The following is a 14,128-nucleotide window of genomic DNA, read 5'->3' as shown; positions in this document are numbered from 1 at the left end:
CATTTGGGGTTATTATCGTAACGTTCGTCCTCATCAACATAACGATAATCTAACCCCTGCTGAAAAAGAGAGACTATTTTTTAACTAAAACCTCTTAACCAGTGTCTAAAAAAACTTGACCACAACATATCTACCCATATCCCGAATTTTATCGGCGGGAAGCCTTGTAAAATAAGGGCTATAAAACACAAGAGGTACGGTATAGTACAAGATATGCATGTCATTAAGACATGGGAAGTATTGAGTGGAGGTAGTTAATAGAGGTACGGTATAGTACAAGATATGTTTAAATCCCTAGCACAATATATAGCTAAGAAATATCTGTATGACTGTGACCTAAGCTAAAATGGGTTAATTATTAGAGTGTATCTACCCATATCCCGAATTTTATCGGCGGAAAGCCTTATAAAATAAGGGCTATAAAATACAAGAGTACGGTATAGTACTAGATATGCATGTCATTAAGACTCAAATACATTTTCATTTTTCCATCTCCAAAAGTACGGTATAGTACTAGATATGCATGTCATTAAGACTATATAATGATTTTAACTGAGGACCATATTCCCAAGGTGCGGTATAGTACTAGATATGCTTAAATCCCTAGTGCAATATATAGCTAAGAAATATCTGCATGACTGTAACCTATGCTAAAATAGGTTAAGTATTAGGGTGCATCTACCCATATCCCGAATTTTATCGGCGGAAAGCCTTATAAAATAAGGGCTATAAAATACAAGGGGTACGGTATAGTACAAGATATGCATGTCATTAAGACTTTGTTGATATTAGAATATTTAACTAAATATTGGTACGGTATAGTACAAGATATGCATGTCATTAAGACACTTGTGAATTATCGTTGCGGTCAAATTTGGTACGGTATAGTACAAGATATGCATATTGTTAAAGTTTTTAGAAAAATAAAACTACAATACAAGTCACACTTATTGCCATTAGATATAAAAAAACCGACCCAATAAGGTCGGTTTCTCTATATAAGTATTTAAATGTTAAAACTTTTATAGTGCATTTATTTTTTTAATAATGGCATCTAGTTGCTTTTTTGGACCTACCAATTTACTCATACGACCAGCAAGTAGCTTTAATCTAATCTTTTCTTCATCTGAAAGTATATCTTTATATTTATCATAGATATTTTTTAGCTTTTTATGAGATTTACTTTTAAAAGTGTCTTTAATTTGAGTCTTACTATTTTCTTTTTCTTCTATTTCTTTTTCAAGATCTAACAAAGCTTGTTCCTGCTCACTAGCATTATCATAGTGTTTTTTACGTTCGTATTCTTCTTCAAACTTCTTAATACTATTATCAATATCACAATGGTAGGTAACAATCTTTATTATGGTTGGATCTTCTACCATGATTGCTTTGTCAGTATGAAAAGTTTCAATCACTTGTGGTAGTTTATCAGGTTGCTTAAGCACAGAGAACTGTTTTGGGTTATCCATATACACATACTTATCTGCAAAAACAGGGTGACCATGGTTAGATTTGTCTGAACGGTTTGTCTCACTATTATCTATTGGGGTTGCTAGTTTAATTAATGCCTTAATAGGGTCACAATCCTCCCATGTTGTATCTATACCATTTTCTTTAAAGACAAGGTTCATATAATTTATAAACTCTTGTCGACATCCCTGCAAATAGTGATTATTATCCTCTATCGTCCCAAAATCATTTTTTATTAATTCACTAGTTATGATTTCCAGCTTTACTGCCCCCATACCATAAGGCTTACCCATGCCCAGTCCGTGACAACATTCTTGCCGTCCACCAAAGTCTAATGCCCAAAGCAATCCTCCCAGCTCCACAGGCAGTACGTTATGTAGCATAATCTCAAAGTCAAACTTATTATCTGGTTTTAGAGCCTCTATCTCTTTTTGCATGTTTTTATTTTCGGCAAGTTCTCTGTTATCAATAGTTTGTTTGACTTGGTACCGCTTCCAACCTGCCAGTTGTACATTTTTATCCATTAACTGACTGTAGTGTTTTTTATTAATCTGCTGAGACTGCTTGATATAAAAGGGATAGTAAGTTGGCTGAGGAGCGGAAAGAACCAGTTTTTTACTGATAAATTTTTCCTTAATCTTATCTTTATTTGGTGTGTTTTTATCAGTCAGACAGTTAGCATCCATTTGCAATTTAGCAAAACCAAAATTAATCCGACCTTTTAGTCCATTTTGGGTAGTTTTTTCATTATCACTATATCCATTTAATAGTTCGGCAAAATCATCTTGAGCATTGGGATAAATGTGATTGGCATTAGTATTGGCAATTGCATCGTGTAAGCTGTTTTTATATGCCAATTTATACATATAAGATAAGCCAAACGACTTCACATCACCATACGCATCTTGTACTCGATGAAAAAATACAGGTATGCCAGATTCAGTAATATCAGTGTGCTGTTGCCAAAACTCCCATTCCTCTGTGGGTTGGTAAATTTGCATAAATGCCTTTATAACTTCACTAGATAATGTTAAAGCTTTATCACTGGTATCATAGAATATAAACTCGTACTTTTTTACCCCCTTTTTATTAGGATTATTTTCCGTAAAAAAATTACCAATTTGCCCTGTCATTATCAGCTGTCCCGTTTGTGACCCTTGACTTTCTATTAATTTGACAGTATTTTGCATATTTGAAGTGTTATCAAATTGGACTTCAGGACAACGGATAAAATGACTGTTATTTGGCTGAGTCTTTTTGTGTATTAAGCGATATTTTAATGATGCTGGCGTCTTTTTATTGCTCACCCAATCTTTATAAGGAATATTAAAGTATTTAATAATTTCCTGCTGATGCACTCTTCGCATTTTACAAGGGTAGATGACCCACTTACTTTGTTTAGCGTCAAACTTTAACCAACCTGTTTCTGCATTTCGCATTTGGCTCAAATAAAAGTTATCACTTTTGCTCAAATCACGTACACTTAAGCTTTTATTTTCTACCTCTTTAAACCGAGAAAAGCTGGCAATCTTAAATACGTTTTTGACCATGCTACTAAGAGAGGTGGGAGGGATAGCAGGTATGCCATCAGGATCACGATAAAACTGAACTTTGCCAATAGTTTGCTCATCTGTTTTACTCTGCTCGCTACCAATACATAATAAAGTTTCATTGGTCAGTCTAAGCACTAACTTACCACTGACACCATGCTTAAATGGTTTGTCATGGCTGACTTTGTCAGCCCAACTTGGATATACAATCAAATTAGATAAAGGTACAAATCGATATGGGGCTGATATCATGATTAACTTCCTTTTACTTGTCTATGTTGAGAGGACACTACTTTTTCCGAGTTCTTACCTGCTCATCAAAGCCTCTAAAAAAAGCCATCTGCGCTATTAGTTCTTCGTTATGTTCATTATGTTGTTTGTCAAACTGCCATAGCTTGTCATAAACTAAGAAAATATCCTCTTTTTTATTGACTTGTTGTTGTCGTATACGCTCAGCAAGATGTGTTGCCTTCTCTATATCATCTGCTTCACAATCAATAATTTGACAACTCTGCAATCCCCATTGATAATCACTTAGATAATCAATCAAATAGCATTGACCTTGCTCATCAACTAATTCGGCATTAAGTAAGGGTGAATCTAAGTTAACAGGATTATTATGATATATTTTGACTTCACTGGTCGCTTGTATCCACCCTGTTACTTTATCAAGTCCACTTAAAACCTTTTCAAGACTATCGTAGTCATTAAAAATCTTATAGCCTTCGAAAGTCACTTTTACTAAACGGAACTTATCTATATCTAATAAAGGTACGATCTTATTGTTTGGGTCATTTTTTTGTAGGTTGACCTGACTTAGCGTTTTAATATCATCCAATAACGTTTTTAAGTCCATGATTACATTCCAAAAGTGAACGTTAATAAATAAAGTAGTTATGCAAACAACGCATCTAACTTTTTGTCTAACTGGTCAAAAAATTTGGTATCATCTTGTCGTAATTTAAACACCCCTAATCCTTTAGCACCAGATGCTCCTATGCATAGTCTACCCGATGCCATATCTCGTAAAGCAAGTGATAAGGCTGATTTAATATTCTTTTTAAAATTATTATCAATAATATTGTTATATCTAGATACAGTGATGGTGATATCTATATCAGTTTGCCAAAGAATTTGCTCACTAAATAATCCACCAGTTATTACTCCAGAGGTGTAATCATCTATTTTATTATGCGGAACAATTTGCGTGATAACTTCATTGGGATCTAAGTAAATATCTTTAAACCCAAGTATACTGGCATTGGGTTCATCTGAATCAGCAGAACCAAATAACAATTTTACAGCAGGGCTATCCTCTGTCTCAAAGGCTTGCTTATCAACATCGTCATCATCTACAAATCTACCGAGTAGCCTATTATAATGATAGGCTACTCGATGCCTAAGAGTACCTGTGATAGCTGAGGCGGGTAGTACATATTCTTGTTCACCCAAAGTCCCCGTATCTAGGTTATCTTTGCTTTTTGTCCATTTTATTCGTGGCTCATGCATCGGTAATAAATCTGGGTCTTTAATACTCTTAGTGTTATTATCTATAGTATGAAATGAGATTCTTCGCTCACCACCTCCCACACGCCAGCCTGCAACAGCTTTTAGAGGTATGGTGATATTGTTTTCTTGTAAGAGCTTATCATCAAGCTCTATCTTTTGTAGTCCTTGATAATTCATCCGTGTACAGTTATGTGCACAAAAGTTCTGTCTACCTACGGGTGTTTTTAAATTCCATACAGCTTGATGCAAACTTATTGTCTTAAACAAGCCATAACCTCTTTGTGTACCATGACCGATACGCAATTTTTTAATTTTAAATAGATTAATTAAATTTTGCCAATGTTGGCATATCACTTCGCTATTGTCATCTTGGCATTCATTATCTTGCCCCCAATAGCTCAACCAAAAGCTATAACGAGCACCTGCTGGCACTAAGGTCACATCATATTTGCCTGCGTGTTTAGATACTCCTCTATCATTAATACTGACATGCTGACGTACGATAGGTTTTTTATCCAGCATAGTCGACAAGATACTAGCTTCAAGATTTTCGGTTTTATCAGTGAGTAATTGAGCATCTTCATTATACTCAGTTACATTGCACTCAATATCTTTTACCTCTGTTAGTTCAGAGGGTAATAACAAGCCTTCTAGTGCTTGATTTTTAGAATTATGAATAAATCCCCAATATATCTCTACCCACGATGTTTGACTATCTTCCCCCTCAACAAAACCAAATAAATCTTTGGTTGCCTGTTCACCAAATTGATGTTGATATTCTTGTTTTAGTACTCCAGCCAAACTACTACCTGACAGTGTTGGTAAGCCATTAGCATCTCTTAAAATAAGTGTGTCATGGGTAATATCACCTTCACCTGTATGAATAGCATGGGCACTTTCTGCCTCTATACTTACTTTTAATATGTGATATACAGGGCGATCAGCTATCATATGCATACTCCTTATCAATAGCCTTAGTAGATTGCATGGTTTTAATACCTAAGCAATATTCTTCCCATGTACGAGACAACCCTAATATGGCTAGCTCTGCCACTACTTGCGAGAAATAGTTATTAATAATGAACGTATCTTTAATGCCATTGTCTTTGACTTCGTTGTTAATTTCTTTATACACATCATACAATTTTTTAGATAAAAAACTTCCCAAACATGCATGATAGCTAGGTGCATATTTTAGCTCCCAACCAGCGTTACTATAATTAGCATTGCTCTGTCGATTGGTATTTTCATCTTCTGTAACTACTACTAACATACCAGTACGATTTTTATTTAATCTTGCTTTATCTATCATTTTATTATCATTATCTGCTGAAGATTTGACATCAATATCACAAAGAAATGCTAGCAATCCAGTAGCGTCATTTCTATAAATATTAGCCAACTCTCTTAGCTTACCAAACTGAGTACGTTTGGGGGGTAATGGCTGTAGAGGCATGCCTTTAACCAATCCTTGATAATTTCTGGCTTGAGATACTTTTATGCATAATTCATTGAAAATAGCAGTTGCTTTTTTATTAGGTTTATCGCCTAGTTCTCTTTTTATTCTCTCATTTTCAAGATAAGCTATTAAAATAGAGTTTTCAGGTCTTTTGGTATCAGATGTATCATTCACTTGTGTGACTGGTGATGTGGAGGTGAGAGGTGACAAATTTGATTTTATATCCTGTAATATCACAGGGTCTACCAATACCTGACCAAAACCACACTCTCTTTGTAAGCCCAACCCTGCATGGCAATGTCGCACAATGTCTTTATATTCAGTATCGCTATAACCATTTGGTAAGCTGTATCGCAACACACTACCACGACTGATGACTTGTCTTTCTTTATCATAGTGTCGACGGTAATTATTACGAGCACTAAAACGACTACTACGCAAAAAGCTTTTGTCAGATAACCATACTGTTCCACTGGGTAGCCCCAATAATTCGGGTTCAGGAATAAGTGTGGGTTGGCCATGTTTTAACAACTGCATATCACTGACTAACCAAAGGGTCAGTTGATTATCCTCAGATATCTCATTAGATTCTGCTATTTGCAAAAATGTTTGCTCTGCTTCCTCCTTTTTCAGTGATGTTATATTGATTTTTCCGTATTCTGCACTAGAGCTAGAACGTCCAATATGAGCTGTTCTTGGTATGCATTCAAGAATCTTATTCCAAAGGTTTACATCTACATCTGCATCTGCTTCTATAGAAAAATAGTAATATTGATTTTTATCATTGGCTTCATAGCCAAACAATTGCGATTTAGCAGCTATGTTAGTGGTATTATCAATAGCTGTCCTTAGTTGATAGTGCTGCTGTGGAATAAATCGAAACCCAGTTGTAGTAATATTAAACCCTCTAAGTTGTACAGGCTGTCTTTGTTTATCATATTTAGAGCTTGATGTATCAAAAACTTTATTACTATCGATATAATTGTTTTGTAGGGTATACTGTTCGCCTTTATAAGTATGTAAAGACATAGGTACAGGGTATGATACTTCAAAAATATTCTTATCCACTTTTCTTGTAGGTAGAGCATTAAGAAAACGTACCTTTCCGCTATGAAATACTAAAAATGCATCCTTGCTTGATAAGGATGTATATAACTGAGCAGCAACTATTCCAAGAAAACAAGCCCCTCGTAGATAATCAACACTATGATGCATGCCAGCAGTAGCACTAGTGGCACTCATAATAATTGGTAATTCAGACTCAATGAGATAGCTTTGTTTGAGTATCTTAGCTGTCATTAGCCACTCCTTGTTCGTAATCCACCATACTAACTATGCACTCACCTAAGCCTCTACTACGCTTAGCACCAAAGGACTTTATTAAAGGTAAAGCATTATTAATAACTTGCCAAATCATAGGCTCAAAATTTTCTAATAGCTTTTTTTGTTGTTCCTTTATTTCGTCATAACCTCTAATGCCAATGAGATCAATTTGTACAAACAGAGTCATTGGTATAGCAACCTCACCACTTCTTAAACTACCATCTTTAGTGGTTTTAGTTTCAGCATTAATCTCGATGTTACTTAATTTTTTAAACAGCCCCTGTCGTAAAGTGCTGTTATCAGGCTGTTGTAAGTAGCATAGCTCAGCCTCCTCAAGCTTGGCATTATTGATAAATATAATGCCATTAGTAGTTTTTGACTCTTCAGAGTTATTATTTTTACTCTCTTTGCCAAAGATTAAATCAGTTAAGCTCTCTGTAATTTGATGTTTATCAATCTCTTTTTTACTATCCTCATACCATCCCCATTGTTCGGCTCGATACACAGCATTTCTTATGATACCTCTTATATGTTTGCCACCGATGTATGGCAAGCCATTATCATCTTTTACATTAGTATCATCCATACTACTACCCTGACCACTACCGCTACCTGCTCGGAAGTAGTTTTTGAATTCAATTTTTAACACCTTACTCTTATACATAAAACATATTCCATTTATATACAGGCTGATAAGTCATTTATTATTAGATTTTACAATAATAACCGTAATAAATTATTTATCAGTATTTTTCTTAATTATTTTTAATAAAGTTAAAATATCTGCTAATGCACTTTGGTAAGTAGTATCAGTTTTAGTAAAAGGTAAGCTTTCTTCTAATTCGCCTATCATATTACCCAGCATTTCATGAAATTCTGTGATATTTTCTAGCTGTTGCTTTTGATGTATGGTATGTACTCTCACTTTTTCTTTACTAGAAAACTCTAACCAACGTTTATAATCTTTTTTTGCTTTTGGCAGACTATCATGTATTGTCGTTGCAAAACTTCGAAGAAAATTTTCATTAAAGTCTGAATTTAGTAAAAAATTTACCAGTTCTTTTAATTGTTTAACAGTTGCTAATTTTTTACCACTATCTTCACTAAATTTTGAACTGTCAACAAAATAAGCAGGTAGGGATAAATGGTAAGTTGCATCTTGATGATTGACAGTTAAATTATTGGCAATGATTAAATCAATGTCTGTCAATGTACTATCTTTAACTTGATAAAAAGCCAAGCTGGCAGGGATGGTATTATCTGTTACCAAATCAAGATGAGCTCTCGAATAGCTTTTAGCTTTTTTGCATAGACTTTCTGCTAGCTCATAAGCCTGATGAAAAGGCTGTGAGGATTTAATAAATACTATGCCTGCACACGCTGTAAGATAGGTGGGTAAGTTATTAATAACATTTATATCTATGTCGTGTTGCTCAAATATTTGCCTTAATTTATTAAGTTCAATTGCACTTTGTCGCGCAAATTCCAGTATAAACACTTCGGTAAAATCAATCGCTAAATCTGCTCTGACAATGACTGAAAGATCATCACCTCCTAATACTAACGGTCTAGCAGGTAATACGTTATTTTTTGCTAGATTAGGTAGCAATATAGATTTTGATGCATTTTGTGTGGCAGTAATTGTTGCTTGAGTCATACCTTGAGAAAAAGCCCGATATAGCTCAATATATGTATCGTCATCGGCATTTGAACATGCTACATTTAACACCCTTAAGACTTCCCCCAAACCATTTCCATCAGCATGGATTAGACCTATCATCGAATCAGAGTTTAGTGGAAATCTTTTATTATCCTTTGCATCTGCCTCAAAGTTATTAGGGAAAAAAATCTTAGTATCATTATTAGTTTCGGCAACAAATCGACTGATAACTGAACCACTATTAGCAGGTCTATCAAAGTTCCTTAGAATATAAGTACTGGCGTCGATGGGTTCTTTTTTATTATCATGTGTATATATATTTCTTGCAACTGCAAGCCCAGTACGGTTACACCTTTGAGTTATGGGGCTGGCATTAGGCAGTGTAATTCGTATTCGATTCCTTGCTATATGCAAGTTATTAATACCCTTAGCGATAGACTCCTTAACTGATGTATCTTGTGTTATTGTGTCTACAATCTCTAAGGTTGGAAACCATTGAGACATAATAAGTCGCCAAACTGATTGAAACCGTTGGGCATCATTAAGATTATCAAATATTAAATAAAAAGCACCGCCTGCTCTACGTGGGGATTTGACTTGGCTATCGAAACCTAAACTACATAATGCGTGATCTAAAAGTCCATTTTCTGCACATATATAATCAATTAAATCACTACCGACAAGCATGTCTTTGAGTCTACCAGTAGAAAATAAGAATCGTTGGATACCACGAGCTTCAAATAGATAGGCAACCTTCTTAGACATTAGGAATCCTTAACTTTATAAATGTTTTGTGCTTATGCATTTATTTTATGTTTATGTATGAACGCACGATAAGAATAATAGTGTGAATAACTCTATAATATATAGCATGTATCAGCTAAAATATAAACTAGAATTTATTAAATCTAATCAAATGTCACATTTGTAATTCTCCATTGAGTAAACCCCTCTCTTTCAAGTAAAATAATAGCCCTAGACTCATAATTTTCATGGTCTACAATAACTATAAAATCATTAAGACCCATATATTTATATTGACAGTGGATTAAATCATTGTCAGAAAAATCCCATAATTCATGCGTCAATACATCATCATTATCATTTAGTATGCCACTTCTTAAAGCAATTCCGATATTATCGGGGGTTACAATATATTGCATAGAGACGGTAGCGACAACTTGACCTGTTTTAGCTAGCAAATTTGTCATAAAGTTACTATTTTCAGTATCAATGCCTATTTTTTCCTCAACAGCGTCATAAAGTTGATTACCAAGATTCTGTCTTAATTTAGGATAGTTAATATATTGCGATAGTTTGACATCATCAACACTGTCAATAGCAGAAAATATATGATAGGTAGTGATAAGAGGGGTTGCCAAAATATATAAGCATATTGCTAAGATTAATGTGCTAAAAATTTTCATCTGACAACTCCTCTACAAAAACTTATACAAATATTAGCTTTATAAATTATTAGAGATAACTAATCTAAGTCATATCTCTTTGCTAAGCTCTTATTCTTGATTTCATCAATTTGCTGGTACATATTTGACAGAATGTCCTTAATCTGTTCTTCCTTCAACATATCACTTAAATCGCCCTCAGATACTTTATCTATTTCATATTGTGCGTGATGGCGGATAGTAGCTATACTATCATTAAGATCATCTCCTTTTTGAATTGTCATGTTTTGCATAGCCCTCTGTCCTTTGACCTTTAGGCCCTCTACGAATGTGGCAATTTGAACATCCCAATGTGCTTTACTCTGGTGTCTTATAGCTTGAGCCTGATCTTTAATCACAGCAACTTGTGTATCACAGATAACTTGCTGTACTTCGAGGCTTTTATCACTCTGCATTCGGCGTGACTTTACTCTATTAATCAAGCCCATATTAGAATGGTTCTTTTCTGTGAGCGTTGTTTTACTCACAACATTAGCCACATCAAAACTTGCCAGCTCTTGTCCATGAGCTGATTTATTCTGTAAACCTTCTTTGTAACTAACCATGACTGCATTTTTATCAAATTTGCTCATTTTGATCTCCATTTTGTTAATCATGTTGAATTTCTCAATACAAATCATTACTGTGTCACTTATCTCCTCCTTTTATGACTCTTGATTGACTATATTAAAATCATACTTCATTTTCATAATCCGGCAATAAATGCCAACCTTGGCAAACTTACATTTAGCTATTATTAGCTTGATAAGATTCATAACTTTCACTAATCGACTGCCGAATATCAGAATAAAGCTCAATTTTTTCTGCATTATTCAGAGTAGTTGACGCTTTAACTTCATTAATAAGTGTCTCAATGACACTTCCAGTGTATTCTAAGACCTGAGATTGAATTCCGTTTGCTTCTAGTACCGCTGTTTGCCGTAGTTTATCAATCCTATTTTTACTCTCCTCATCAACGACAGATTGTGCAACCTTTACAAATGCAGAATTTACCAATGCTTCAGAACGAATGCGTGAGTAACTATCTCCTGTGGCTCGTAGTCTTGCTAATTCTTTAACAGCTCTATAATAAGTCCATTGAGATTTTAAATAGTCTATCCAATTATCCAATTGCGTTTTAACTCGATATTTATAATTGTTATAAATAAAGTATGTGGTGATAAGCGAAGATAACAATACCAAAGAAATTAAAAATCCCTGTCCTATGGCTATGACACCATTCTCCTGAATTAAATCTCCAGTTCCAGCTATATAACCTGAAACATAACCATCTTCTTTGCCTTCTTCGTAACCATCACGATGACCTTGTGAATATCCAGTTTCATATCCCTCTTCATAACCTTTTTTATAACCTTTTTTATAACCTTTTTCATAACCTCTATCATAACTACTCTTACACCCTGGAAGACTACATACCATTATCACAATAGCAAAAAGTGTAATCACTATTTTACAAACCCTTGACTTCATTTTTATCCCCTTAAGGTGTTAAGTGATGTTTTAAGATTACAAGGATTCTTAACTATTAAAAAGTAATGACAAGGTTGTCATTATTTTTTAATTAAGCAGACCTGAACTCAAGGCTACCAAAAAATAAAGACATCAGATGACTTTCCCAAATGGGAATGATAAATTGTCCCTATTAAAAGGGTTGTCTGGTTTAATTTTTCTACTACACGTAGTATGTTTTCTAAGGGGTGAGATAGTTTCTTATTCTGCTATCTTGGGTTTTAGGAAGTTTATTCTTATAATGAAGGTCTAACTGTTAGATAGTTGGTAAGAATATGGTCGGATACTGTATGTATCACACTGGGGTAAACTGAACCAGCAAGATAATGAAGTTGTCAATAGAGTAATGACAGAGATGTCTATTGAATTATTATCTAATACGGTATTAGAGGCACTGTTAGGTGGACAATGGCAACGTGTTTGGATTGCCATGATTTTGGTTCAAGATACTGACATTATTATGCTAATTGAACCTACTACATTTTTGGATATTGTCTATCAGATTGAGTTAATGAAGGTAATGAAAGCCTTAAAAGAGCAATGTAAAAGCATTATTATCGTGTTGCATAATTTGAGCCAAGCCTCTCGTTATTGTGGTTGGTTGGAATTGCTCAAAGTAGGTAAGCTACAGGGTTTTGGTACGCCTCCAGATATCATTACTCAAAACATACTCGCTGATCTGTTTTATATGCAGGCACCAATTAATCCTAAGCCCATTTCAGGAACGCCGATGTGTTTGTATTTGCAAGACATCAAACTGATATCATAACTGTTTAGCTTGCTTACCCACCGCATCACGAGTTAATCCTATCAACGAGGCAAAATCTTTTTGTAATAGATAATTGTGTATGCTTTTTTTCTCCTTGCCAAATAACTCACCCCAAATATCACTCTCAAATTCTTGCGTGATTTCTCTTAGCTCAGGATACATTGCTCCAGGCTTTGCAAGGGATAGAACCGAAATTGCTCTGATAAAGTCAAAGTAAACAAAATTAATGATATCTTGTTCAAACTCTTTTTGAGCACGGGCTTTATATTCAGATTTCACGTTTCTTGTAGAGCAGTAATTAAGAAAAATAGCATTGTTATTATTTAAATTTTTGATATCAAAAAATAGCGTAAAGCAACCACCGATGATTTGATACTTACTATTACCAGAGCTGATCATGTCTATTTGATGCACAGGCAAGCTTGAATAACACTCAAACTTTTGGGTGATTGCAACTAAATAATCCTTTTGTCCTCCAGCTACATACGCTTGCATTAAAATCTTGTAAAGTTTTTTGGTCAATGGATGAAACTTAAGTTCAGTGTTTTCATTAATACTTATCGTTTTTGCAGATAGTTTCATATCGTTTTAATCATTCTTATTTATCAGCCATCTATATTCATGCGCTCACCCATCATTATATACACATAATGACAGAATATTTGTAGGGTACGCACAGTCCACTGCCTAATAGGTAGGTCAGATTCACTGCGTTTTTCTAATCTTTGCTTTTCAGTTTGACTGGCTAATGACAGTTCAACTCGGATACCTCTTTGATACACTGTCTCGCTAGAGTCTATTGGCTTCTTTTCAATTTGCGATGCAGGAAACTGAGCTATTATTTTTTGCCACTTTCCACCTTCTTTTTTTGGAGCAATATCAATGTTATATACTGTCAGACGAATATCTTTTTTAAATACAAGTTGTGTCAATATTTCAACATAGTCTGCAAGCTTAAGTGGTTTAGAAAAAGAGATATGATTTTTATGATACTGGCAATGTGTCAACGTATAGATGACAAAATTTTCAAGAAGTCGTTTATTATTTCTTTTTCGCTTATCTTGGTAAAGTTCTCGAAATTTATTGGTCATCTGTGTCATCATCTTCTTATCATCAGCAAATTTATCTGATGCAGGCAAAAGTGCCAGAGTATCACTAGAATCAAATAGTCGAGGTTTACCTTTACTGGTCATAAATGCGGGGTTTTCTTTTAAATACTTGGCATTTGCTAACCACGTATCAAATGTTTGCTGGTCAATTTCATATATCTGCAAAAGTTCCTGATAATCCTGCTTATTTTGATACATGTTCAGCACATATCTGACTTCATCAAATGCATATCTTTTTGTTCAATTTTTTTATATTGAGTTCTATTTGTTAATGATTTTGCTGTTTCAGATTTGTCTAAATTGG

12 protein-coding genes are annotated in these 14,128 nt (G+C 34.4%); 1 reads left to right on the top strand and 11 read right to left on the bottom strand.

Annotation, left to right across the window (positions count from 1 at the left end; genetic code table 11):
* Nucleotides 1-1,022: 1,022 nt before the first annotated feature.
* The 9 genes from FHK88_RS00210 to FHK88_RS00170 form a co-directional block, all read right to left on the bottom strand.
* Nucleotides 1,023-3,272 (bottom strand): TIGR03986 family CRISPR-associated RAMP protein, encoded by a 2,250-nt coding sequence (locus FHK88_RS00210; protein ID WP_227428777.1) that lies wholly within the window; start codon nt 3,270-3,272, stop codon nt 1,023-1,025.
* Between the two features lie 37 nt (nt 3,273-3,309).
* Nucleotides 3,310-3,876 (bottom strand): hypothetical protein, encoded by a 567-nt coding sequence (locus FHK88_RS00205; protein ID WP_227428776.1) that lies wholly within the window; start codon nt 3,874-3,876, stop codon nt 3,310-3,312.
* A 38-nt stretch (nt 3,877-3,914) separates the two neighbouring features.
* Complete coding sequence (locus FHK88_RS00200; RefSeq protein WP_227428775.1) at nt 3,915-5,480, bottom strand: RAMP superfamily CRISPR-associated protein; 1,566 nt, start codon at nt 5,478-5,480, stop codon at nt 3,915-3,917.
* Nucleotides 5,470-7,287, bottom strand: coding sequence for a type III-B CRISPR module-associated Cmr3 family protein (locus FHK88_RS00195; RefSeq protein WP_227428774.1), 1,818 nt, complete (start codon nt 7,285-7,287; stop codon nt 5,470-5,472). The genes FHK88_RS00200 and FHK88_RS00195 overlap by 11 nt, the downstream gene beginning before the upstream one ends.
* Nucleotides 7,277-7,975, bottom strand: a complete 699-nt coding sequence (locus FHK88_RS00190) for an RAMP superfamily CRISPR-associated protein (RefSeq protein ID WP_227428773.1) — start codon at nt 7,973-7,975, stop codon at nt 7,277-7,279. The genes FHK88_RS00195 and FHK88_RS00190 overlap by 11 nt, the downstream gene beginning before the upstream one ends.
* 72 nt (nt 7,976-8,047) lie before the next feature.
* Nucleotides 8,048-9,736 (bottom strand): hypothetical protein, encoded by a 1,689-nt coding sequence (locus FHK88_RS00185; RefSeq protein WP_227428772.1) that lies wholly within the window; start codon nt 9,734-9,736, stop codon nt 8,048-8,050.
* 143 nt (nt 9,737-9,879) lie between these two features.
* Nucleotides 9,880-10,398, bottom strand: coding sequence for a DUF2939 domain-containing protein (locus FHK88_RS00180; protein ID WP_227428771.1), 519 nt, complete (start codon nt 10,396-10,398; stop codon nt 9,880-9,882).
* A 59-nt stretch (nt 10,399-10,457) separates the two neighbouring features.
* Nucleotides 10,458-11,009, bottom strand: coding sequence for a hypothetical protein (locus tag FHK88_RS00175; protein WP_227428770.1), 552 nt, complete (start codon nt 11,007-11,009; stop codon nt 10,458-10,460).
* A gap of 154 nt (nt 11,010-11,163) precedes the next feature.
* Entirely contained in the window at nt 11,164-11,907 is a 744-nt protein-coding gene (locus tag FHK88_RS00170) for a hypothetical protein (RefSeq protein WP_227428769.1), read from the bottom strand.
* Nucleotides 11,908-12,301: 394 nt separating this feature from the next.
* Between FHK88_RS00170 and FHK88_RS00165 the strand changes: the two genes are divergently transcribed.
* Entirely contained in the window at nt 12,302-12,715 is a 414-nt protein-coding gene (locus FHK88_RS00165) for a hypothetical protein (RefSeq protein WP_227428768.1), read from the top strand.
* Here the strand turns inward: FHK88_RS00165 and FHK88_RS00160 are convergent.
* Both FHK88_RS00160 and FHK88_RS00155 read right to left on the bottom strand, forming a co-directional pair.
* The gene (locus tag FHK88_RS00160; RefSeq protein ID WP_227428767.1) at nt 12,710-13,297 is read right to left on the bottom strand and encodes a hypothetical protein; all 588 of its coding nucleotides are present in this window, start codon (nt 13,295-13,297) and stop codon (nt 12,710-12,712) included. The genes FHK88_RS00165 and FHK88_RS00160 overlap by 6 nt on opposite strands.
* A 23-nt stretch (nt 13,298-13,320) precedes the next feature.
* The gene (locus FHK88_RS00155) at nt 13,321-14,022 is read right to left on the bottom strand and encodes a hypothetical protein (protein ID WP_227428766.1); all 702 of its coding nucleotides are present in this window, start codon (nt 14,020-14,022) and stop codon (nt 13,321-13,323) included.
* Between the last annotated feature and the right edge of the window lie 106 nt (nt 14,023-14,128).

Origin of the sequence: Psychrobacter sp. I-STPA6b (assembly GCF_020662265.1) — a bacterium.
Classification (GTDB): Bacteria; Pseudomonadota; Gammaproteobacteria; order Pseudomonadales; family Moraxellaceae; genus Psychrobacter.
This window is presented reverse-complemented; position numbering and strand designations above follow the sequence as displayed.

What these genes read in the sequence shown, in the direction of transcription:
- FHK88_RS00165 (WP_227428768.1), top strand. Translation starts at nt 12,302, where the DNA reads ATGTCTATTGAATTATTATCTAATACGGTATTAGAGGCACTGTTAGGT.
- FHK88_RS00180 (WP_227428771.1), bottom strand. Translation starts at nt 10,398, where the DNA reads ATGAAAATTTTTAGCACATTAATCTTAGCAATATGCTTATATATTTTG.
- FHK88_RS00210 (WP_227428777.1), bottom strand. Translation starts at nt 3,272, where the DNA reads ATGATATCAGCCCCATATCGATTTGTACCTTTATCTAATTTGATTGTA.
- FHK88_RS00205 (WP_227428776.1), bottom strand. Translation starts at nt 3,876, where the DNA reads ATGGACTTAAAAACGTTATTGGATGATATTAAAACGCTAAGTCAGGTC.
- FHK88_RS00155 (WP_227428766.1), bottom strand. Translation starts at nt 14,022, where the DNA reads ATGTATCAAAATAAGCAGGATTATCAGGAACTTTTGCAGATATATGAA.
- FHK88_RS00200 (WP_227428775.1), bottom strand. Translation starts at nt 5,480, where the DNA reads ATGATAGCTGATCGCCCTGTATATCACATATTAAAAGTAAGTATAGAG.
- FHK88_RS00170 (WP_227428769.1), bottom strand. Translation starts at nt 11,907, where the DNA reads ATGAAGTCAAGGGTTTGTAAAATAGTGATTACACTTTTTGCTATTGTG.
- FHK88_RS00195 (WP_227428774.1), bottom strand. Translation starts at nt 7,287, where the DNA reads ATGACAGCTAAGATACTCAAACAAAGCTATCTCATTGAGTCTGAATTA.
- FHK88_RS00175 (WP_227428770.1), bottom strand. Translation starts at nt 11,009, where the DNA reads ATGAGCAAATTTGATAAAAATGCAGTCATGGTTAGTTACAAAGAAGGT.
- FHK88_RS00190 (WP_227428773.1), bottom strand. Translation starts at nt 7,975, where the DNA reads ATGTATAAGAGTAAGGTGTTAAAAATTGAATTCAAAAACTACTTCCGA.
- FHK88_RS00185 (WP_227428772.1), bottom strand. Translation starts at nt 9,736, where the DNA reads ATGTCTAAGAAGGTTGCCTATCTATTTGAAGCTCGTGGTATCCAACGA.
- FHK88_RS00160 (WP_227428767.1), bottom strand. Translation starts at nt 13,297, where the DNA reads ATGAAACTATCTGCAAAAACGATAAGTATTAATGAAAACACTGAACTT.